Source organism: Micromonospora sp. C31 (assembly GCF_018070575.1).
GTDB lineage: Bacteria > Actinomycetota > Actinomycetes > Mycobacteriales > Micromonosporaceae > Micromonospora.
In genome coordinates, this window is record NZ_JAGPXN010000006.1 from 204,158 (window position 1) to 225,762 (window position 21,605).

A 21,605-nucleotide genomic window follows, 5' to 3' on the forward strand; every position below is an offset into this window, starting at 1 on the left:
GAAGGAGATCAACATGCGTATCACGCGCGTAGCGGCGCTCGCCGCGGCCGCCACCCTGGCGCTCGGCATGACCGCCTGCGGTGGCGACGACGCCGACGAGGGCACCGGCGCCGGCAGCAAGTCCTTCGCCGCCGGCAGCACGATGGAGCGCCTCAACAAGGCCCAGGCCATCAAGATCGGCACGAAGTTCGACCAGCCCGGCTTCGGCCAGAAGGGCCTCTCCGGCAAGCCGGAGGGCTTCGACGTCGAGGTCGCCAAGATCATCGTCAAGGAGCTCGGCATCCCCGAGGACAAGATCGAGTGGATCGAGGCTCCCTCGAAGGTCCGCGAGGACGTGATCGTGAACGGCACCGTCGACCTGGTCGCCGCCACCTACACGATCAACGACAAGCGCAAGGAGCGCATCGCGTTCGCCGGGCCCTACTACGAGGCCGGCCAGAACATCATGGTGAAGAAGGACGACACCTCCATCACCGGGCCGGACTCGTTCAAGGACGGCACCAAGAAGGTCTGCTCGGTCACCGGCTCCACGCCGGCCGAGGAGATCAAGAAGTACGTCAAGGACGTCGCCACCCAGCTGGTGCTCTTCGACACCTACGACAAGTGCCGCGACGCCCTCAAGGGCGGGCAGGTCGACGCCGTCACCACGGACAACGTGATCCTGCTCGGCTACATCGCCAAGGACGAGGCGTCGTTCAAGCTGGCCGGCGAGAACTTCACCAAGGAGCCGTACGGCATCGGGGTGAAGAAGGAGGACACCGACTTCCGCACCTTCATCAACGACACGCTGGAGAAGGCGTACGCCGACGGCAGCTGGAAGAAGGCCTGGGACGACACCGCCGGCAAGTTCGGTGCCGAGCTGGGTTCCGCGCCGACCGTCAACCGCTACTGATCTGATCCGTTGATCTGGAGGGTGGGGAGGAAGACCGGCCCGTGAGTGTGCTCATCGACAAGTTCGACGTCTTCGCGGGTGGTTTCTGGCTCACCCTCCAGATCTGCGTACTCGCCGCGGTCGGCGCCCTGATCCTGGGCGCCGTCCTGGCGGTGCTGCGGATCTCCCCGGTGCCGCCGCTGCGGGCGGTCGGCACCGGCTACGTCAACGTCTTCCGCAACATGCCGCTGACCGTGGTGATGTTCTTCGCCGCGTTCGGCCTGCCGGCGCTCGGCTCCAACGCCGACTTCCTGCGCATCCCGGTGCTCGACTCGTTGTTCAGCCGGCTCGGCACGGATCTGCCGTACTTCCGCTTCGCGCTGGTCGCGCTGGTGCTCTACACCGCCGCGTTCGTCTGCGAGGCGCTGCGCTCCGGGGTGAACGCCGTGCCCGCCGGCCAGGCGGAGGCCGCCCGGTCGCTGGGCCTCACCTTCGGCCAGAACCTGCGGTACGTGGTGCTGCCGCAGTCCTGGAAGGCCTCGATCGTGCCGCTCGGCTCGGTGATCATCGCGATGATCAAGAACTCGGCGCTGGTCGGCTTCTTCGGCGTCGTCGGCGACCTCTCGCAGACCGCCGACCAGCTCACCTCGGCCGAGGGCTACGCCTTCGTCCCCGTCGCCATCGGCATCTCGATCGGATACCTGATCATGACCGTCCCCCTCGGTGCGCTCCTCGACCGGATCGAGAAGCGGCAGGCGGTGGCCCGATGAGCCAGCAGAGCGTCCTCTACGACGTCCCCGGCCCCCGGCAGCGCCGACTCACGCTGATCGGCAGCGCGGTCGCGACGGTGCTGCTGCTGGTCGGCGCGTACTTCCTGATCTACCGGCCGCTGAACGACAAGGGCCAGTTCTCGATGGAGCTGTGGGGGCCGCTGGTAGACCCCTCCAACGAGAACTTCTCGCTGGTGTGGGACCGCATCGGCACCGGCTTCCAGAACACCCTCACCGCCGCCGCGCTGGCGATCGTCTCCTCGCTGGTGGTCGGCACCCTGCTCGCGGTACTGCGGATCCAGCTCAAGAGCCTGACCCGGCGCCGCTTCACCGGGCTCGCCACGCCGCTGTCGTACCTGCTGCGCGGGCTGAGCACGCTGCTGTCGGCGGTCACCCGGGTCTGCGTCGAGGTCTTCCGGGGCCTGCCCGTGGTCATCACGATCTTCTTCGTGGCCCGCGGCTTCCCCGAGTTCGGCGTCTCGTTCGACACGCTGTGGTACCTGGTCATCGGCCTCACCATCTACAACTCCGTGGTGATCGCCGAGATCCTCCGCTCCGGCATGGAGGGCCTGCCCGGCGGGCAGGCCGAGGCGGCTGCCGCGATCGGGCTCTCCCCGTTGCAGACCACCCGGATGATCCTGCTGCCGCAGGCGTTCCGGATCATGCTGCCGGCGCTGATCAGCCAGCTCGTCGTGGTGCTCAAGGACACCTCGCTGGGCTTCATCATCAGCTACGAGGAGACCCTGAACATCGGCAAGCAGATCATCGGCGTACTGGACAACCCGATCCAGGTCTACGTGGTGATCGCGGTGATGTTCATCGTGGTGAACTACGCGCTGTCGAAGCTGGCCCAGTACGTGCAGCGCCGGCTCTCCCGGGGCCGCAAGACCGCCGGCACCCCGGCCCAGGACCCGCCCCCGGCGGCGCTGATGTCGCAGTCGGAGAGCACCGGTCAGGGCATCTGATTCCGACGTACGCGGAAGGGCCGGCCCGACGACTCGGGCCGGCCCTTCGCTCTGCCACGGCTGAGGGCCGGGTCGCATCCCGGTGGGCCCCGCCGACGTCCGACGGACAGCCCCGTCAGCGGGCGATCTCGGTGACCCGGGACTCGCGGACCACGGTCACCCGGATCTGCCCCGGGTAGGTCAGCTCCTCCTCGATCTGCTTGGCCACGTCCCGCGCCAGCACGGCCGCGCCGATGTCGTCCACGTCGTCCGGCTTGACCATCACCCGGATCTCCCGGCCGGCCTGCATGGCGAAGACCTTCTCCACGCCGAGCTTGCCGGCCGCGATCTCCTCGATGCGCTCCAGCCGCTTGACGTACGCCTCCAGGCTCTCCCGCCGGGCCCCCGGCCGCCCGCCCGAGCAGGCGTCGGACGCCTGGGTGAGGACGGCCTCGATGGTCTGCGGCGGCACCTCGTTGTGGTGCGCCTCGATGGCGTGGACGACGTCCTCGATCTCGCCGTACTTGCGGGCCAGGTCGGCGCCGATGATGGCGTGGCTGCCCTCCACCTCGTGGGTGAGCGCCTTGCCGATGTCGTGCAGGAACGCCGAGCGCTTGATGATGGGCACGTCCAGCCGCAGCTCGGCGGCCATGATGCCGGCGATGTGCGCGGTCTCCACCAGGTGCTTGAGCACGTTCTGCCCGTACGACGTCCGGTAGCGCAGCCGGCCGAGCAGGGTGACGAGCTCCGGGTGGATCTCGGTGATCCCGACCTCGACCAGGGCGTCCTCGGCGGCCCGCTGACAGAGCTGGTCCACCTCGTGGCGGGCCAGGTCGTAGACCTCCTCGATGCGGTGCGGGTGGATCCGCCCGTCCAGGATCAGCTTCTCCAGCGTCAGCCGCCCGACCTCCCGGCGCACCGGGTCGAAGCAGGAGAGCAGCACCGCCTCGGGGGTGTCGTCGATGATCAGGTTGACGCCGGTGACCGACTCGAAGGCGCGGATGTTGCGGCCCTCCCGGCCGATGATCCGGCCCTTCATCTCGTCGCCGGGCAGGTGCAGGACGCTGACCACGCTCTCCGCGGTCTGCTCGCTGGCGACCCGCTGGATGGCGTCGACGACGATGTGCCGGGCGCGCTGCTCGGCGGTGCCGCGCGCGTCGGACTCGATGTCGCGCACCAGCAGCGCGGCCTCCCGCTTGGCCTGGACCTCGATGGCCTCGATCAGCTCGGCGCGGGCCGCGTCGGCGGTCAGGCCGGCGATCCGCTCCAGCTCGCGGCGCCGCTGCTCCTCCGCCTCGGCGAGCTCGGCCTCGCGCTGGGCGAGCGCGGCCTCGCGGGCCGACAGGGCCGCGCTGGCGGCGGTGAGCTGCCGTTCCCGCTCGGCGAGGCGCTCCACCTCCTCGGTGTGCAGCCGCTCACGCTCGTCCATCCGGGCCGCCCGCCGCTCCACCTCGGCGGCCTGCTCCCGGGTGGTGGCGGCGAGCACCGCGACCTCCCGCTCGCCGCTGCGCCGGGCGGTGGCCCGCAACTGCTCCGCGTCGGCCTCGGCCTGCTTGTGGGCCCGTTCCAGTACGGTGTCGGCCTCGGCCCGGGCGTCGTCGAGCATCCGGCGGGCCTCCGCCCGGGCCGACTTCGCCTCGGCCTTCGCGGCGGCGGCCTCGGTACGCGCCGCCGCGGCGGCGGACTTCGCCACGTCGATCGTGCTGTTGGCCTCGTCGGCGGCGGTGCGCAGGGCCGCGAGGGACTGCTCCTGCCGGTCCTTCTCGGCGATGAAGGCGGGATCCTCGGGCGCCGGCGCCGCACTGAACCGGCGCAGCGCCCGTACGCCGAGCAGCACCGCCCCGAGCACGACCACGGTCAGGACCAGCACCACGGCGAGGATCACGACGTCGAACCCGCTCATGCCGGCGCCCCGTCCCGTGACACGGCTCCGACGGAAGCGCCGCGAGGCGGCCCGGGAGTCCGCGGCGCGCGGGATGCCCCGACGAGCGCGGGCCCCCGCCCGACGACCGGCCCGCTCATGTCGGCACCCCGGTGCAACTGCGCCGCCTCGCCATGGCCGCCTCCCCTGAACGTCGGGACCGCAGCGACCGTGCCGGTGGGCACGCACCCTGCGGCTGTGGACGCCCGACCGGAGCGACTGGCCGTGGGGTAGCTTCCGTCGGCGGTGCCCACGCGGGAGCATCGCCGACGGCCGGGTGCAGTTGTCGCGCCTGCAGCGGACCGGCCAGTCCGAGCTGACGCCGATGACCGATCGGATCGGTCAAAGTGATGCTGTTCCGTTACGCGATCTATGTTGTGCGCTTAGCCTGCGCTTGGTCGGGCATAGTGAGCCTGTATGGCGAGGCTAGGTCTCCCGGGGTGCTCCGGTCAAGAACTCATGATCAAACCCCCCGAACGGAGCGAAGTTGCCGTGTCACGCAACGCTGACGCACGCCCGGACACGGGCGGACAAAACGGCAGCGGATCGGGCCGCTCGGCACGTCGGCCCTGCTCAGCCGGGCACACCCGCACCCGGCATCCGCCGGAGCATCCGCCACCGACTGTGACGCACGCATCCGCGCCGCAGCACCCCACCGGACCTCCGGCCGACCGCACGCCTGCACCGCCACTCCCCTGATCGTTTGTCGCCGAGCCGGCGGTTCGCCGCGTCCGGGGCCGGTCCCCCATCAACCGATCATGGGCGCTGGCGGGGCCGGTGCCGGCGTCGGGTGGGTCAGCGGGCGCCCGCCGCCAGCGCCGCCGCCACCAGCGTGGCGTTGTCGGGGGCGGTCGAGCCGTCGGGCAGCGACAGCGTGTCCTCCAGCCCGACGCGGCTGTGCAGGCCCCGGCGTACCGCCTCGGTCAGCACCGACCAGGTCGCCGGTCCCTCGGCGTGCAGCAGCACCGGTGGGGCCCCCGCCGTCGGGGGCGGCAGCGCCGCCAGCATCTCGGCGGCGTCCGCCAGCGCCACCGCCCGGTCCTCGGCCATGCACTCGATCAGGATCCGGCCGGCGGGCACCCGCCACCGCGCGTACGCCGCGACCGCGTCCAGCGTCCAGAGCCCCGCCTCGACCAGGATGCCCCGCTCGTGCAGGGCCGCCGCCACGGCCTCCGCGCCCGGCTCGTGCGCGTTGACCGAGGCGAAGTCGGGCAGCACCCGCCAGGCCCGGACGGCGGCCACCCGGGCGGCCGGCTCCGGCTCGATCCAGGCCCCGGTGCTCACCCCGACGGGCAGCCCCGGCCGGGCGGCCCGGATCGCGTCCAGCGCGGCGGCCACCACCGACGGATGCAGGGACTCCCGGCCGGCGGCGTCCCGGGAATGCACGTGCACCGCGCCGGCACCGAGCCCCGCGCAGCGGGCCGCGTCGGCCGCCAGGTCGGCCGGGGTGACCGGCACCGCCGGGTGCTCGGCACGGGTGCGGCCCCCGTTGAGGCACGCCTTCAGCATCGAAGCCTTCCCTCCGCCGCCGCCGGGCTCGGCGGGCCCGGCACCACACGCCCACCGCCGGCGCTCAGCCGAGAGGGCGACTGTCCCGGTCCAGCTCGCCCTCGGCGTCGGCGAGCGCGTCGGCGTCGATCTGCTCGGCGAACTCGGCCGCCTCGGCACTCTGCGCGGCGAGCGCGTCCTTCACGGCGCGGATCGCCACGCCCGGCGGGTAGCCCTTGCGGGCCAGCATGGCCACCAGCCGCCGGAAGACGGCGTCCGGCTCGCCCCGGGCGGTGCGCAGCTTCCGCTCGACCAGGGCGCGGGCGGTCTCGGCCTCGGTCTCCTCGTCCAGCTCGCCGAGCGCCTCGCTCGCGACCTCGCCGTCCACCCCGCGCTGGCGCAGCTCGTTGGCCAGTGCCCGGCGGGCCAGGCCCCGGCCGGAGTGCCGGCTGGCCACCCAGGCGCGGGCGAACGCGGCGTCGTCGATGATGCCGACCTCGTCGTAGCGGTCGAGCACCTCCGCCGAGACCTCGTCGGAGACGCCCCGCTTCGCCAGCGCCCCGGCCAGCTCGGCCCGGGTGCGGGGTCGGACGGCGAGTTGGCGCAGGCAGATCTCGCGCGCCAACTCGGCCTCGTCACGCGGTGGGGCCGGGGGCGCCTCGGGGTCGGTGTCGCCGGTTCGGCCGCGCCGGGCCCGACGGGGCCGGGGCGTGTCGTCGTCGCCCGGGCGGGCGGGGCTGGCATCCCAGCCCCGCCCGGTGCGGGCGCGTCGTCCTGCCACGGGTCAGGGACCGGTCAGAAGTCGACCGGCGGCAGCTCCGGGCCACCGGCGGCGTCACCCGCGCCGACCCCGACGCCGAGCTTCTCCAGGATCTTCTTCTCGATCTCGGCGGCCACGTCCGGGTTCTCCCGGAGGAACTCGCGGGCCTTCTCCTTGCCCTGGCCCAGCTGGTCGCCGTCGTAGGTGTACCACGCGCCGGACTTGCGGATGATCGCCTGCTCGACGCCGACGTCGATCAGCGAGCCCTCGCGGGAGATGCCCTTGCCGTACATGATGTCGAACTCGGCCTGCTTGAACGGCGCGGCGACCTTGTTCTTCACGACCTTGACCCGGGTGCGGTTGCCGACCACGTCGGTGCCGTCCTTGAGGCTCTCGATGCGGCGCACGTCGAGCCGGACCGAGGCGTAGAACTTCAGCGCCCGGCCACCGGTGGTGGTCTCGGGGCTGTTGTGCACCATCACCCCGTCGACGAAGTAGTTGTGGTTGCCCTCCACCTCGATGTCGAACCGGTTCATCGAGCGGGTCTTCGGCTTGACGTGGACGTCGATGATCCGCGCCGGCACCGGCATGAGCTCTGCGGGGACGAACTGCGGCTCCACGGCGCACCGACCCTGGAAGCGTGGCAGCAGCTTGGACTCCATCACCGCCGGCACGTAGGGCGCGACCAACTCCTGGAACCGGGCCGAGGACTCGGTGGTGAAGACGATCGAGGCGGTCTGCCGGGCGCCACGGGCCACCAGCTTGAGGTCCATGCCGTACGCGTCACGCAGGTGCTCCACCAGGCGGACCCGGCTGCCCTCGGCCATGGCCTCGACGCAGACCTCGATCCGCCCGGAGCCACCCGCCGTACGCTCCTGCACTCCCTTGGATCGGAGCGTGAAGCAGCCGTCGTCCATGTACCACACCGCGAGGGCCAACGGGGTCAGCGCCTTGAGGTAGTCCCAGCTGAGGTGCTTCTTGCCGTCACCCAGGTAGACCGCACGACGCAGCTCGTCCAGCTCGGGCAGCGGCGTGAAGTCGACGAACGCCGCGCCACGGGCGTCGGTGCGCCGGGAGTGGCTGATGTTGCCGAGCAGCGAGACCTTCCAGTCGAGATAGTCGACCTGCTCGGCTCCGTGCCCCAACCTGAAGCGCACCCCGGACCGGTCATGGCTGTTTGGTGAAAGGGCTCCGTCGCCCATCAGTGAGCCGAGCAGCACCTGCCACTGCTGCTCGCTGAGCCGCCTCGGCTCGGCCAGCATCACCCGGTCCCCGGCGATCAGCTCACCAGCCTCCCGCCAACCGCCGGGAGTACGAACCAGATGGTTCGCCGTGGCGGCGAACCGCGCCCGCCCGTTACCACCCGACTTGGCGACGGTGAACTGGAGGAACTGCTCGGCGGGACCGTTGTTGAACCAGTTGACGATCCGCTTCGGCTCCACCCGGTCGGTCTCCGGGTCGTAGGAGAGAACCTCGACGTCCATCCGCTGATTGACGATCTTGCCAATCTTCTCCTGCGTGCCGTCGGCCAGGGTGACCCTGGTCGAGTACGACATGCAGCCGAACATGACGCCGATCTTCTCGCGGAGCTGGTTGATGAAGATCGCCGTGGTGCCGGTGTTGTTGAGCACACCGGTGATCTTCCGCAGCGCCTGGCTCATCAGCCGGGCCTGGAGACCCACGTGGCTGTCGCCCATCTCGCCCTCGATCTCGGCGCGCGGCACCAGCGCGGCCACCGAGTCGATGACGATGATGTCGATCGCGCCGGAGCGGACCAGCATGTCCGTGATCTCCAGCGCCTGCTCGCCGGTGTCCGGCTGGGAGACCAGCAGAGCGTCGGTGTCGACGCCGAGGGCCTTGGCGTATTCCGGGTCGAGCGCGTGCTCGGCGTCGACGAAGGCGGCGATGCCGCCGGCCCGCTGGGCGTTGGCCACCGCGTGCAGGGCCACCGTGGTCTTACCGCTGGACTCCGGACCGTAGATCTCGACGACCCGGCCCCGGGGCAGACCGCCCACGCCGAGCGCCACGTCGAGCGCGATCGAACCCGTCGTGATCACCGAGGTCTGGACGACCGGCCGCTCTCCCAGCCGCATCACCGAGCCCTTGCCGAACTGCTTGTCGATCTGAGCGAGAGCAAGGTCGAGTGCCTTCTCCCGGTCGGGCCCTGCGGCCATGTTTGCCACCCCTGCCTTCGCCGGCGTCTTTCCTGAGCTTCGCGTCACGCGGACACGCTAGGCGCTGGGTCCGACAGAAAACCAGCCGAGGAGGCCGTGAGCTGTGGACGAGCGCCCCGCTGTGGACAATAGCCGAACAGGTGTACGAGTCGGCAAGCGACACGCGGAAGCCTCGAAACGGCTGCTCAGCGTAGTCGCGCGGGCACCCGGTCGGGATAGGCGGCGCAGACCGCGCGCCACACCACGTGGGTCTGCTCACCCGACGCCAGGGCCTGCTCGACGGTCCGCCCGCCGAGCTGCGAGAGCACCTGGTCACGGGCGATGCTGGCCGCGTAGCCGGGCCCGAACGCCTCCTCCAGCCGGGTCCAGAAGTCGGTCAGCCGCACGTGATCAGTCCTCCTCGTCCGGCGCCCCCACCGGCACCGGCCGCAACGCTAGCGTCACCAGGGGCACCACCGCGACCGCCGCGAGTCCGGTGAGCACCGGATAGCCGGCCGCCGCCACGACAAACCCGCTGACCGCCCCGGCACCGGCGCCGGCCAGCCCCATGGTCAGGTCGGAGAGCCCCTGCACGCTCGGCCGGATCCCCACCGGCACCGACTCCGACAGCAGCGTCGAACCCGCGACCATGGTGCCCGACCAGCCCAGCCCGAGCAGGAACAACCCGACCGAGAGCCGGGCCGTGTGGTGCCCGGCGGTGCCGGCGACCGCGCACGCCGCGAGCAGCAGCCCGACGCCACCGAGGATCACCGCCCGGCGGCCGACCCGGTCGGTGAGCCAGCCCGCCACCGGGGCGAGGGCGTACATGCCGGCGATGTGCAGGCTCAGCACGAGACCGACCACCCGCAGCACGTCGGCGTCGTCGTGCCACTCGTGCAGGCGTACCGGGGTCATCACCATCACCGCGACCATGACCAGGTGGCCGACCGCCACCGCGACGATGCCGAGCCGGGCGGCCGGCCGCGTGCGTACCACCGACCAGGCGGCCCGCATGCCCGCAGCGCGCCGGGCGGTCGGCGCCGGCGCGACGACGGGGGTCGCCGGGGTGGGCACGGGAGACCCCGGCGCGGCCCCGACGGCCGCCGGGGTCGCCACGGGAGGGGCCGGGGCCGGGCCGGCGGCCGCCGCCAGCCGGCGCGCCGTGAGCAGCGGGTCCGGCCGCAGCAGCGCCAGGATCGCCCCGGCGGCCAGCAGCAGCGCGGCGGCGCTGAAGGCGAACGGGCCGGCCAGCGGCGGCAGCCCCCAGCCGCTGGTGGTGCGGTCGGCGAGCGAGGCGAAGTTCGGCGCGGCGACCGCGCCGATCGTGGTGGCCCAGACGATCAACGAGAGCTGGCGGCCCCGCCGCGCCGGGACCGCCAGGTCGACGGCGGTGTAGCGGGCCTGGAGGTTGGCCGCGCTGCCGCCGCCGAACAGGAGCATGCCGAGGAAGAGCAGCGGAACCCAGCGGGTGGCCGCGGCGACGACCACCAGCGTGCCGCCGGCCGCGCCGGCCAGGTACGCCACGACCAGGCCCGGCCGCCGGCCGTGGCGGGTCATGATCCGGGTGACCGGTACGGCCAGCAACGCCCCGCCGACCACGGCGGCGCTGCTGACCAGGCCCGCGACGGCGGTACCGGCGACGTCGGAGGCGAGCAGCGCCCCGACGGCGACGCCGATGGTCACCCCGATCCCGCCGATGATCTGGGTGCCGAAGAGCAGTCGCAGGGTACGCCGCTGGATGGGCGCGACGTCGGGCGCGGCGAGCGGCGCGGCGAGGTCGGTGCCCACGGCGACTCCTTCGAGGTAAGGGGCGAGATGCCGTCTCATCCTTGCGCACCCGCCCCGCCGACCGGCAGCCGGTGGACGGCTACAACCCGAGGCCGCGGCCGATGATCTCCTTCATGATCTCGGTGGTGCCGCCGTAGATCGTCTGCACCCGACCGTCCAGCCATGCCTTCGCCACCGGGTACTCCAGCATGTAGCCGTAGCCGCCGTGCAGCTGCACGCAGCGGTCGGCGACCCGGTTCTGCAACTCGGTGGTCCACCACTTCGCCTTGGCCGCGTCGCTGACCGAGAGCCGGCCGGCGCCGTACTCCGCGACGCAGTGGTTGACGAAGGTACGCGCGATGGTGACCTCGGTGTCCAGCTCGGCCAGCAGGAAGCGGTTGTGCTGGAACGCGCCGATCGGCCGGCCGAACGCCTGCCGCGAGCGGGCGTAGTCGAGGGTGACGGCGAGCAGCCGCTCGGCGGCGGCCACCGCGGCGACCGCGATGCTGAGCCGCTCCCGGGGCAGGTTGGCCATCAGGTGGTAGAAGCCCTGGTTCTCGGTGCCGATCAGGTTCTCCGCCGGCACCCGGCAGTCGTCGAAGAACAGCTCGGCGGTGTCGTTGGCCCTGAGCCCGACCTTGGCCAGCCGCCGGCCCCGGGAGAAGCCGGGCGTGCCGCTCTCCACGGCGACCAGGCTCACCCCGTGCGCGCCCTGGTCCGGCGCGGTACGCACGACCACCACCACCAGGTCGGCCAGCTCCCCGTTGGTGATGAAGGTCTTCTGGCCGTTGAGCACCCAGCTGTCGCCGTCGCGGACCGCGCTCGTGCGGATCCCCGCCAGGTCGGAGCCGGCGCCGGGCTCGCTCATCGCGATCGCGGTGACCAGGTCGCCGGAGCAGAACCCGGGCAGCCAGCGCTTGCGCTGCTCGTCCGTGGTGAGTCCGGTCAGGTACGGCGCCACCACGTCGTTGTGCAGGCCGAAGCCGAGCCCGGTGCAGCCGGCCGCGACGATCTCCTCGTCCAGCACGGCGTTGAACCGGAAGTCCCGCTGCCCGCCGCCGCCGTACTCCGTGTCGACGTCCATGCCCAGCAGGCCGGCGGCCCCGGCGCGGCGCCACACCTCGCGGTCGACGATCCCGTCGGCCTCCCAACGCTCGTGGTGGGGCACCGCCTCGCGGGTCAGGAACTCGCGGCACAGCTCGCGGAACTCCTCGTGGTCGCGCTCGTAGAGATGCTGCTCCATGGCGGCAAGTGTGGCACCGCCCACCCGCCCCGCCCAGGGCCGGCGGGCGAGAACGGCGGTTCAGCCGGCGAGGGCGCGGGCGGCCACGGTTAGGTCGGCGACCAGTCCCTCGTACGCCTTGTCCTGGTCGTCCGCGCGCAGCACGGCGGACGGGTGGATGGTGGCCAGCAGCCGGGCCGGCGGCGCGTCGGCGACGGTGCCGGTGGAGTCCACCGGCACCCGCCGGAAGTCCTCGGGGTGCTGGGCCGACGCCGGCCAGGGCAGCAGCTCGCCGCGCTGGCGGGTGACCCGGAACGTCGGGCCGAGCAGGGCCTTGGCGGCGGTGGCGCCGAGCACCACCACGATCTCCGGGCGCAGCTGGGCGAACTCGGCCACCAGCCAGGGCCGGCAGGCGGTCACGTGCACCCGGTCCGGGGTCTGGTGGATGCGCCGCTTGCCGCGCTGCTCGAAGCGGAAGTGCTTCACCGCATTGGTGAGGTAGATGTGGCCGGGGTCGAGCCGGGCGTCGTCGACGGCCTTGCGCAGCAGCCGGCCGGCGGGGCCGACGAACGGCAGGCCCTTCTGGTCCTCCAGGTCGCCGGGCTGCTCGCCGACGAAGACCACCCGCGCGCCGGCGTCGCCACGGCCGAAGACCGTCTGCGACGCGTCCCGGTGGAGCTCGCAGCCCCGGCAGCCGGCGGCGGCGGCGCGCAGGTCGTCGAGGGTGTCGGCCCGCGGCGGGATGAACTGCTGCGCGCCCGGCGCGGTCTCGGTCTGCTCGGCCATGGCGACTGTTCTACCCGGTCCGGGAGGGAACACGCGCTTCCCGCTCACGCCGTGAAGCCGCCGGCCGGGGCGGGACGGATCGCCCGGGCGACCGCCTCGGCCAGCTCCGGGATCTCCGCCTCGGCCAGCGAACTGACGGTGATCCGGATGGCCGGCGGGCCGGCGATGCGGTGCAGCGCGCCGGGCGCGACCGCCCAGCCGGCGTCGCGCAGCGCCGTCAGCACGCTGGTCTCGTCGTCGACCGGCAGCCAGACGTTGATGCCGCTGCGCCCGTGGGCGGTCAGGCCGTGGTGGGCGAGCGCGTCGATCAGTGCCGTGCGCCGCCGCTCGTAGCTGCCGGCGGCCCGGTCCACGAGCGTGGCCACGGCGGGGTCGCACCACAGCGCCAGGACCAGCCGTTGCAGCACGGTGGAGACCCAGCCGGCGCCGACCCGGGCGCGCCCGGCCACCCGGGCCACGGTGGTCTCGTCGCCCACCAGCACGGCCAGCCGCAGGTCGGGGCCGAACGGCTTGCTCACCGAGCGGACGAAGGCCCACGTCGGGGTCGCCCCGGCGAGCGGGTGCAGCGGTACGCGGGCCAGCTCGGCGGCGTGGTCGTCCTCGATCAGCAGCAGGTCGGACCGGCCGGCGAGCAGGGCGCGCAGCTCACCGGCCCGCTCGGCGGAGACCGCCGCGCCGGTGGGGTTCTGGGCCCGACTCGTCACGATCAGCGCCCGCGCGCCGGCGGCGAGCGCAGCGCCGACCCCGGCGGCGAGCGGCCCGTCGTCGTCGACCGGCACGCCGATCGGCCGCAGCCCGAGGGCAGCTACCAGGTCGAGCAGGTTGGCCCAGCCCGGGTCCTCGACCGCGACGGCGTCCCCGGGGCGCAGGTGCGCGCCGAGCAGCCGCTCGATGCCGTCCAGCGCGCCGCCGGTGACGGTCAGCTCCGTCGCCGGCACGCCGTCTGCCGCGAGTCGTTCGCGGGCCGCCTCGGCCAGCTCGGGCAGCACCCCGGCCGCCGGGTAGCCGACCGGCTCGCCCGCGGCGGCGGCCAGGCCGGCGAGGTGCTGCCCGAGGGGTGGCAGCAGCCGTACGTCCGGCTCGCCCCGGGACAGGTCGCGCAGGCCGGGGGCCGTCGGCGGGCGCAACGCGGAGCGGCGGGCCGCCACGGGTGGCCGGGGCCGGACCCGGGTGCCGTGCCGGCCGGCGGTGACCACGAGGCCCCGCTGGCGCAGCTCCTGGTAGGCGCGGGCCGCGGTGGCCGGGCTCACCGCGAGCCGGGCGGCGAGCTCCCGTACCGGCGGCAGCGCGTCGCCGGGGGCGAGGGCGGCGCAGCGGATGCCCGTTTCGATGCTGGCCGAGATCTCGGCGGCCGTCGTACCGGCGAACTGATAGCGTGCTGACACAAATCAGAGATTGTACTAGAACAAAGGTCGAGCCATGTACGCACCCACCGACCGGACCACCGCCAGCCGCTCCCGGGAGCGGATGAGCTACGACGAGGCCGCCGCGCACGCCGTCCTCGACGAGGCGTACGACTGCGCGCTCGGGTTCACCGTCGACGGCGAGCCCCGGGTGCTGCCCACCCTGCACGTACGCGTCGGTGACACCCTCTACCTGCACGGCTCCACCGGCAGCCGGCCGCTGCTCGCCGCCCGGGGCGACGGGCTGCCGATCTGCGTCGCGGTCACCCTGCTCGACGGCCTCGTCTACGGCCGCTCGCAGTTCCACCACAGCGCCAACTACCGCTCGGTGGTCGCGCACGGCACCGCGCGGCTGGTCACCGACGAGCGGGAGAAGCTGCGGATGCTGACCGCCCTGGTGGAGAAGGCCGCCCCGGGGCGCAGCGCCGACAGCCGGCCCCCGTCGCGGCGGGAACTGGCCGAGACGGCCGTGCTCGCCCTGCCGCTGCGGGAGGTGTCGGTCCGCGCCCGCAGCGGCGGCGTACGCGACGCGGAGACCGACCTCACCCTGCCGCACTGGGCCGGCGTGGTGCCGCTGCGGCTGACCGCCGGGCTGCCCGAGCCCGACGCCGGGGTGGGCGTGCCGGTGCCGGCGTACCTGCGGCCGCAGACGTCGCCGTGGCTCGACCCGGCCGTGCTGGGCGGGGAACACGTCCTGCTGGAACCGCTCGACCTCGCGCACGCCGACGAGCTGCACGCCGCCACCGCCGACCCGGAGGTCTGGCGGCACCTGGGCAGCCCGCTGCCGGCCGACGCCGCCGCCACCGCCGAGCAGATCGCCACCGCGCTGGCCGCGCACCGGCGGGGCGAGCGGGTGCCCTGGGTGCAGCGCTGCGCGGTGACCGGCGCGGTGGTGGGCACCACCTCCTTCTACGAGGTGGACCCGGAGCGTCGGGCGGTGGCGATCGGCTACACCTGGCTGGGCCGACCCTGGTGGCGCACCGGCATCAACACGGAGGCGAAGCTGCTGCTGCTCACCCGCGCCTTCGAGGAACTGGGCGCGGTGCGGGTGGTCTGGCACACCGACATCCGCAACGAGCGCTCGCAGCGGGCGATCGAGCGCCTCGGCGCGTCCCGCGAGGGGGTGCTGCGCCGGCACCGGCTCCGCCCGGACGGCTCCTGGCGGGACACCGCACAGTATTCGATGACCGTCGACGAGTGGCCGAACGCACAGGTCACGCTCCGGGAAAGGCTTCGCCGGGCGGCACCCGTGGCCCCATGATGGCGGGCGTGCTGGGCATCACCGACATCTGGACGTACGTACTGGGCACCGTGGCGATCGTGCTGCTCCCCGGACCCAACTCCATCTTCGTGCTCTCCACCGCCGCCCAGCGGGGCGTGGCGGCCGGCTACCGGGCCGCCGGCGGGGTCTTCGTCGGCGACGGGGTGCTGATGTTCCTCTCCGCTGCCGGCGTGGCGTCGCTGGTCCAGGCGTACCCGCCGCTCTTTCTGGTGATCAAGTACGCCGGCGCCGCGTACCTCGGCTACGTGGGGTTGACGATGCTGCGCGGCGCGTGGCGACGCTGGCGGACGCGCAACGATCCGGCCGCCCCGCGGCTCATCGACGCCGCGGGGCCGGCGGCGCTGCGCAGCCCGTTCCGCAAGGCGCTGGTGATCAGCCTGCTCAACCCGAAGGCGATCCTCTTCTTCGTCTCGTTCTTCATCCAGTTCGTGGACCCGGGCTACGCCTGGCCGGCGCTGTCGTTCCTGTTGCTCGGGCTCATCGCCCAGGTCACCAGCGCGCTCTACCTGACCGCGCTGATCTTCACGGGCACGTTCCTGGCGGCCCAGTTCCGCCGGCGGCACCGCCTGGCCGCCGGCGCCACCACCGGCGTCGCCGCCCTCTTCCTCGGTTTCAGCCTCAAGCTGGCCACCGCCACCGCCTGACCCCGCCGGGTCAGCTGCCGTGGCCGCCGCTCCCGGCAGGTTCAGGTGCCCACCGCCGCTCCCGCCGGATCAGGTGCCGTCGCCGCCGCCGGAGCCGCCGCCGATGCCGGCCCCACCGGCGGTGCCGCCCAGCCCGAAGCCGGGATGGATCGGCTCGTCCGGCGGGCGGCTGACGTGCGCCGACTCGGAGATGGTCGCGGACCAGTCGGCGTGCGCGGCGGCCGCGGCGTGCCGGTTGATCGCCGTACGCAGCCAGGCGTCCACGGTCGCGATCCAGTCCCGCCGGTCGGCGCCGGCGTGCCAGACCCGGAACCGGCTGATGCTCTGGTGGGTGATCCCGGCCAGGGCCAGCCGCCGGTCCATCCAGAGGATCGCCTCCAGGCCGGCCGGATCGGCGATGAAGATCAGTTCCAGCTCGGTGATCGGCCCGGCGTAGAGCGGCGCCACCCAGTAGCCCAGCCGCTGGTGCAGCGGCAGGGTCTGCGCCACCCCGGGCAGCCGCCCGTCGACCAGGCCGGCCTGGCGCATGCGGAAGCCGAGCGTGTCGAGGGCCGCCAGGACGTGCCCCTGGGTCGGCAGCGGGTGCACGAAGACCGGCACCATCGCGCCCTGGTCCAGCCGGGGCTCGACGGCCACCTCCGTACGCAGCCCCATCCGCAGGCCGAGCAGGGGCACCCCGCCGAGGACGGTGGCCGGGGTCTCCCAGGGCAGCGCGAACTCGAACGGGATCGAGCGGCCCCGCCCGGCGCGCAGCACGAAACCGTCGGCCACCGTCGCCTGGTGGAACTGCACCAGGCGACGGGGCGCCTCCGGGTCGTCCGGCTCGGCCGTGGTGACCAGGCCGAGCCGGACGTGCAGCACGGGTACGTCGGTGGGGCCGGCGACGACGGTGACCCGCCCCGGCAGCCGCAGCCCGGGGCGGGTGCTCGGATTGGCCAGGGCCGTCCGCACCGACAGTCCGGTCCAGCCGGACCCGGGTGACACCCCCGTCAACCGCACGGCACTCCCCCGTCCACCACCGGGCCGGGCCGACCCGGAGCCCGCCCGACGGGCCCGCCCCAGTCGTCGCGGACCCTGCGGCCGGGGCCACTCCCGTGGTCGCGCAATCAGCGGCCGTGGCCCTCCAAGGTCGCGGACCTCGCGCGTGGCCCCCACCGTGCCCGCGGACCTCGCGCGTGGCCACCTCCATGGTCGCGGACCCGGCGGGTGGCCGCCCCGACTTCGACGAAGAACGGCCACCCGTCCGGCCTCATCTCATACGCCGCCCGCGCGGCACCGGGTCGGTCTCGTCGTCGAACTCGCCGATGACCTCCTCCAGCAGGTCCTCCAGCGCGACGAACCCGACGGGCCGGGCCGGGCCGCCGCCGTTGCGCACCAGCGCGAGCTGGGACTGCCGGGCGCGCATCTCCGCCACCGCCTCGGTCACCGACGCCGAGGCCGGCAGGGTGAGGGCGTTGGTCATCAGTTCGGCGGCGGTGACCGTACGGCCCGTGGTGGTGGCCCGCACCGCCTCCCGCACGTGGACCAGACCGCAGACGTCGCCGTTGGCGTCCAGCACGGCCAGCCGCGACCGGCCGCTGTCCCGGCTGACCTGCTCGATCCGGTCGGCCCCCTCGTCCCGGCCCACCGTCACCATCTTGTCGAACGGCTCCATCACCTGGGCCACCGTGGTGCCCTGCAACTCCAGCATGCTGGTCAGCATCTGGTGCTGTTCCGCGCCGAGCAGCCCGTGCTCGCGGGACTGCTCCAGCAGCATCCGCAGCTCGTCGGGGCCGTGCACCTGGGCGAGCTGGTCCTGCGGGTTGACCTTGACCAGTCGCAGCATCGCGTTGGCCAGCGCGTTCATCACCGACAGCACCGGCCGGGCGACCCGCGCGAAGGCGCGGAACGGCAACGCCAGCAGCACCGCCGAGCGCTCCGGGTCAGTGATCGCCCAGGACTTCGGCGCCATCTCCCCGACCACCAGGTGCAGGAAGGTGACGAGGCTGAGCGCGAAGATCAGCGCGATCACGTGGCTCGCGGCGTCGGGCAACCCGACCGCGTGCAGCAGCGGGCTCAGCAGGTGCTCGATCGCCGGTTCGGCGAGCGCGCCGAGCCCCAGGGTGCACAGGGTGATGCCGAGTTGCGCGCCGGCGAGCATGAGCGACAGCTCACGTACGCCGTCCAGCGCGGCCCGGGCGGCCCGGCCGCCGCCAGCGGCGGCGTGCTCCAGGCGGTAGCGCTTGCTGGCCACCAGGGCGAACTCGGCGGCCACGAAGAAGCCGTTCAACGCCAGCAGGATCACCGACGTGAAGAGCGCGATGCCGGGGCTCATGCGGACACCTCCCCCGGCTCGGCGATGCGCAGCCGGACGGAGTCGGCAACGTGCCGGTCCACGGCCAGCACCTCGACCAGGGCGCGCGGTTGCGTCCCGCCGTCCTCGCCGTCGGCCGGCAGGCTGATCTCCAGCCGGTCACCGACCTCGGGCACCCGCCCCAACTCCCGCATGACCAGGCCGGAGAGCGTGTCGTACTCCGGGGCCTCGGGCAGCGCGATGCCGGTGCTGTCGGCGACCTCGTCGATGCGCCAGCGCGCCGGCACCACCCAGGAACCGTCCTCCTGCCGGGCCGGGGCCCGCTCCGGAGGGTCGTCCTCGTCCCGGATCGGGCCGACGAGTTCCTCGGCGATGTCCTCCAGCGTGATCACGCCGGCGAAGCCGCCGTACTCGTCGACCACGCAGGCCAGCTGACGGTGGCCGGAGCGCAGCCGGTCCAGCACCGTGGGCAGCGGCAGCGTCTCCGGCACCAGGAGCGGGGGGCCGGCGACCGCGCTGACCGGGGTGCTGGCACGCCGCTCCGGGGGTACGCCGAGCACGTCGGCGATACCGACGACGCCGACGAGGTCGTCGACGCCCTCGGTGCCGCGTACGGGGAAGCGGGACTTGCCGGTGTCCAGCAGCTCGACCACCCGGCTGAGCGGCTCGTGCGCGCGTACGGTGTGCACGTCGACGCGGGGCACCATGGCCTCGCCCGCGGTCAGCCCGCGGAAGTCGAGCCCCCGGTCGAGCAGCGTGGACATCTCGGCGGTCAGGTGCCCCTCCTGGCGGGACTCGGCGATGATCTGCTCCAGGTCCTGCGGCGTGGCGCCGCTGGGCAGCTCCTCGATCGGCTCGATGCCGACGCGCCGCAGCAGCCGGACCGCGGCCCGGTCGAAGAGCTTGATCAGGGGACCGGCGACCTTGAGGTAGACGAGGGTGGAACTGCTCAGGGCCCTCGCGAGCGGCTCGGGCCGGGCGATGGCGAGGTTCTTCGGGGCCAGCTCACCGAGGACCATCTGCACCACGGTGGCGATGGTCAGGGCCAGGACGACCGAGAGCGGCAGGCTGAGGGCCGTGGAGACACCGGCCACCCCGAGCAGCTCGGCCAGCCCGGCACCGAGGAACGGCTCGGCGACGTAACCGACCAGCAGGGCGGTGACGGTGATGCCGAGCTGCGCGCCGGAGAGCATGAACGACAGCCGCCCGGTCACCTCCAGCGCCCGGGCGGCGGCCTTGTCGCCGTCGTCGGCCAGCTGCTTGAGCCGGCCCCGGTCCACGGCGACGTAGCCGAACTCCTGGGCCACGAAGTAACCCGTGGCGGCGGTGAGAACGATGATGAGGAGAAGACCAACGACGATCAACACGGGTCGCTCAGGGCTCCCGGGGACGTCGGGATCGGGATACGCCGGGCAGGACCCGGCTGGCTACTGCTGCCCTCCTGGGCAGAAGAGTCGATCATGCGGCCCATTTTATCGGGATGGGCTGGATATCCGCTGAAGGTGTGCCGAAGGCCCCCCGACGCCCGGACGGCCGGGGTCGTCGGGGGGCCTCCCGAGGTCAGCTCTGGGTGATCTTCACGTCGTCCACGGCCGCCTCCACGAGGCTGGCACCGCCGGCGTCGGCCGCGTCGACGACGATCCGTACGGTCTGTCCCCGCAGGGCCGAGACGTCGACGCTGGCGCTCTGCCAGGCCGCCGCCCGGTTGGTCGCGGCCCCGGTCACGTTCAACGCCGTGACGGTGCCGCTGCCGACCACCCGCACGCGCAGGTAGTCGGCGCTGCTGGCGTTGTTCAGGTGGGCCAGGTACCAGGAGAACGAGAGGTTCAGCGTGCCGGTCGACGGCAGCGTGATCGCCGGCGACTGGATGGTGCTCACCCCGCCGTCGAGGTCGTACGCCCCGGCGCCGCTGCCGGCGAGCGGCCCGGTGACCAGGTCGTAGCTGCCGCTGACGGTCGTGCCGAGCTGGGTGGCCACGCCGGAGCTGGTGGCGGCGGGGTCGCCGCGCTCCCACCGTCCGAGGGTGGCGGTGTCGGTGCCCGCCGGGTTGGCGGTCCACCCGGTGGCGGTCTCGAAGGTGTCGCTGTAGACGGTGCTGCCCGGCGGGGCACCGGTCCCGGCCAGCGCCCACACCGTGTGCGCGATCGCGTCGGCGTTGCGGTCCAGCGCGGTGTCGTTGATGTTGCTGATGGTGTCGCAGGAGCGGTGGTAGCACGGGTCGAACGGCTGGCCGGCCGTGCCGCCCCAGAGGGATGCCTGGGCGCTGGACTTGGTGCCCTCGGCACCGGTGAAGGTGCCGCCGGCCGGGATGCCGACGCTGATGAACGGCCCGTAGTCGCTGCGGCCGTCGAAGTCCGTGCCCCGGGTGGGCACGCCGATCGAGCTGAAGTACGCCTGGATGGTCTGCTCGATCTGCGCCGAGCCGACCGGGCCGGGGCCGGAGCCGACCCCGTCGGAGTTGTCGCCGTCGTAGACGAAGTAGCCGGCGTTGGGCGAGCCGACCATGTCGAAGTTCAGGTACTGCTTGATCTTGGAGCGCTCGGTCGACGGCAGGTTGTTCACGTAGTACTGGGAGCCGCGCAGCCCCAGCTCCTCGGCGCCCCACCAGCCGAAGCGCAGGTGCTTGGCGGGGGTGAGGCCGCTGCGGGCCACGGCGAGCGCGGTCTCCAGGATCGCGGCCGAGCCGGAGGCGTTGTCGTTGATCCCGGGGCCGCTCGAGACGCTGTCCAGGTGCGCCCCGGTCATGACCACCTGGTTCGGGTCCCCGCCGGGCCAGTCGGCGATCAGGTTGTAGCCGGTGGCCCCGCCGTAGCTGAACGACTGCACCACGGTGGTGTACCCGGCCGCGTCGAGCTTGCCCTTGAGGTAGTTGACCGAGGCGAGGTAGCCGGGGCGGCCGTGCGCCCGGTTCCCGCCGTTGGCGGTGGCGATGGACTGGAACTGCGACAGGTGCGCCTTCACGTTGGCCAGCGGGATGTCCGGGGCCGCCGCGAGCGCCACGGGGACGGCGGCGGGGACCGTGGTGGTGGGCGCGGCGGTCGCCGAGGAGGCGGTCACGACCGTCGCCGCCGCCATGGCCAGCGCGGCCAGCCAGGCGGAGCGGGGGGTGCGGGGTCTCATTGGTCCTCCGGGGTGGGGTGGTCCCGGTCCCGCCGGGTGGGCGGCGACCGGCGGACGGCCGTTGATCGACGGCCATCACTGCGAAAGCGTGCAGCGGGGCACGCTTCCCGGCAAGACGCAAGACTCAGATTCGCCGCAGTCCCCGAATTGGGACTCCTCGACCGCGATCCCCCGGCGGCCA

At 73.2% G+C, this 21,605-nt stretch carries 18 protein-coding genes and 2 pseudogenes; 5 read left to right on the top strand and 15 right to left on the bottom strand.

Translation table 11 applies throughout. The annotated features are described in order from the left end of the window. Positions 1–13 precede the first annotated feature (13 nt). The 3 genes from KBX06_RS11050 to KBX06_RS11060 are packed head-to-tail and all read left to right on the top strand — an operon-like array spanning position 14 to position 2,606. The gene (locus tag KBX06_RS11050) at positions 14–892 is read left to right on the top strand and encodes a glutamate ABC transporter substrate-binding protein (protein ID WP_210834371.1); all 879 of its coding nucleotides are present in this window, start codon (positions 14–16) and stop codon (positions 890–892) included. Positions 893–933: 41 nt separating this feature from the next. Continuing rightward, on the top strand, positions 934–1,641 hold the full coding sequence (locus KBX06_RS11055; protein ID WP_210834372.1) for an amino acid ABC transporter permease: 708 nt from the start codon (positions 934–936) through the stop codon (positions 1,639–1,641). After that, positions 1,638–2,606, top strand: a complete 969-nt coding sequence (locus KBX06_RS11060) for an amino acid ABC transporter permease (protein ID WP_210834373.1) — start codon at positions 1,638–1,640, stop codon at positions 2,604–2,606. The genes KBX06_RS11055 and KBX06_RS11060 overlap by 4 nt, the downstream gene beginning before the upstream one ends. A gap of 115 nt (positions 2,607–2,721) precedes the next feature. Here KBX06_RS11060 and rny read toward each other — a convergent pair whose 3' ends face one another. From rny to KBX06_RS11105, 11 genes and pseudogenes are all read right to left on the bottom strand, one after another. Then, complete coding sequence (gene rny, locus KBX06_RS11065) at positions 2,722–4,488, bottom strand: ribonuclease Y (RefSeq protein ID WP_210834374.1); 1,767 nt, start codon at positions 4,486–4,488, stop codon at positions 2,722–2,724. An 813-nt stretch (positions 4,489–5,301) separates the two neighbouring features. After that, the gene (locus KBX06_RS11070; RefSeq protein WP_210834375.1) at positions 5,302–6,015 is read right to left on the bottom strand and encodes a 3-keto-5-aminohexanoate cleavage protein; all 714 of its coding nucleotides are present in this window, start codon (positions 6,013–6,015) and stop codon (positions 5,302–5,304) included. Between the two features lie 64 nt (positions 6,016–6,079). Next, a complete protein-coding gene (locus KBX06_RS11075) occupies positions 6,080–6,775 on the bottom strand; it encodes a regulatory protein RecX (protein ID WP_210834376.1) in 696 nt (231 codons plus the stop codon). 14 nt (positions 6,776–6,789) lie between these two features. Next, positions 6,790–7,290 (bottom strand): hypothetical protein, encoded by a 501-nt coding sequence (locus KBX06_RS28335; RefSeq protein ID WP_223884623.1) that lies wholly within the window; start codon positions 7,288–7,290, stop codon positions 6,790–6,792. 171 nt (positions 7,291–7,461) lie between these two features. Then, positions 7,462–8,016: pseudogene (locus KBX06_RS28340) on the bottom strand (LAGLIDADG endonuclease); the annotation flags it as partial. Positions 8,017–8,076: 60 nt separating this feature from the next. Then, positions 8,077–8,928: pseudogene (recA, locus tag KBX06_RS28345) on the bottom strand (recombinase RecA); the annotation flags it as partial. 185 nt (positions 8,929–9,113) lie between these two features. Beyond that, positions 9,114–9,314 carry a DUF3046 domain-containing protein gene (locus tag KBX06_RS11085; RefSeq protein ID WP_151453943.1) on the bottom strand — a complete coding sequence of 67 codons (201 nt, stop codon included), beginning with the start codon at positions 9,312–9,314 and terminating at the stop codon, positions 9,114–9,116. 4 nt (positions 9,315–9,318) lie between these two features. Beyond that, complete coding sequence (locus KBX06_RS11090; RefSeq protein ID WP_210834378.1) at positions 9,319–10,734, bottom strand: MFS transporter; 1,416 nt, start codon at positions 10,732–10,734, stop codon at positions 9,319–9,321. Positions 10,735–10,774: 40 nt separating this feature from the next. After that, positions 10,775–11,917 (bottom strand): acyl-CoA dehydrogenase family protein, encoded by a 1,143-nt coding sequence (locus KBX06_RS11095; protein WP_210834379.1) that lies wholly within the window; start codon positions 11,915–11,917, stop codon positions 10,775–10,777. A 60-nt stretch (positions 11,918–11,977) separates the two neighbouring features. Continuing rightward, positions 11,978–12,682: a UdgX family uracil-DNA binding protein gene (locus KBX06_RS11100; protein WP_210834380.1), complete on the bottom strand. Its 705-nt coding sequence runs from the start codon at positions 12,680–12,682 to the stop codon at positions 11,978–11,980. Between the two features lie 44 nt (positions 12,683–12,726). After that, complete coding sequence (locus KBX06_RS11105) at positions 12,727–14,067, bottom strand: aminotransferase class I/II-fold pyridoxal phosphate-dependent enzyme (protein ID WP_210834381.1); 1,341 nt, start codon at positions 14,065–14,067, stop codon at positions 12,727–12,729. A 34-nt stretch (positions 14,068–14,101) separates the two neighbouring features. Here KBX06_RS11105 and KBX06_RS11110 point away from each other — a divergent pair, with 34 nt between their 5' ends. Both KBX06_RS11110 and leuE read left to right on the top strand, forming a co-directional pair. After that, the gene (locus tag KBX06_RS11110; protein WP_210834382.1) at positions 14,102–15,346 is read left to right on the top strand and encodes a bifunctional pyridoxamine 5'-phosphate oxidase family protein/GNAT family N-acetyltransferase; all 1,245 of its coding nucleotides are present in this window, start codon (positions 14,102–14,104) and stop codon (positions 15,344–15,346) included. Beyond that, entirely contained in the window at positions 15,343–16,011 is a 669-nt protein-coding gene (leuE, locus tag KBX06_RS11115) for a leucine efflux protein LeuE (protein WP_210834383.1), read from the top strand. The genes KBX06_RS11110 and leuE overlap by 4 nt, the downstream gene beginning before the upstream one ends. Positions 16,012–16,080: 69 nt before the next feature. Here the strand turns inward: leuE and KBX06_RS11120 are convergent, their stop codons facing one another. The 4 genes from KBX06_RS11120 to KBX06_RS11135 all read right to left on the bottom strand — a co-directional run bounded on the left by KBX06_RS11120 (position 16,081) and on the right by KBX06_RS11135 (position 21,424). After that, positions 16,081–17,010 (bottom strand): sporulation protein, encoded by a 930-nt coding sequence (locus KBX06_RS11120; protein WP_210834384.1) that lies wholly within the window; start codon positions 17,008–17,010, stop codon positions 16,081–16,083. A gap of 250 nt (positions 17,011–17,260) precedes the next feature. Beyond that, positions 17,261–18,325, bottom strand: coding sequence for a hemolysin family protein (locus KBX06_RS11125; protein WP_210834385.1), 1,065 nt, complete (start codon positions 18,323–18,325; stop codon positions 17,261–17,263). Continuing rightward, complete coding sequence (locus KBX06_RS11130; RefSeq protein WP_210834386.1) at positions 18,322–19,671, bottom strand: hemolysin family protein; 1,350 nt, start codon at positions 19,669–19,671, stop codon at positions 18,322–18,324. Before KBX06_RS11130 ends, KBX06_RS11125 begins: the two co-directional genes overlap by 4 nt. A gap of 193 nt (positions 19,672–19,864) precedes the next feature. Beyond that, the gene (locus tag KBX06_RS11135; RefSeq protein WP_210834387.1) at positions 19,865–21,424 is read right to left on the bottom strand and encodes a M28 family peptidase; all 1,560 of its coding nucleotides are present in this window, start codon (positions 21,422–21,424) and stop codon (positions 19,865–19,867) included. Positions 21,425–21,605: the final 181 nt, after the last annotated feature.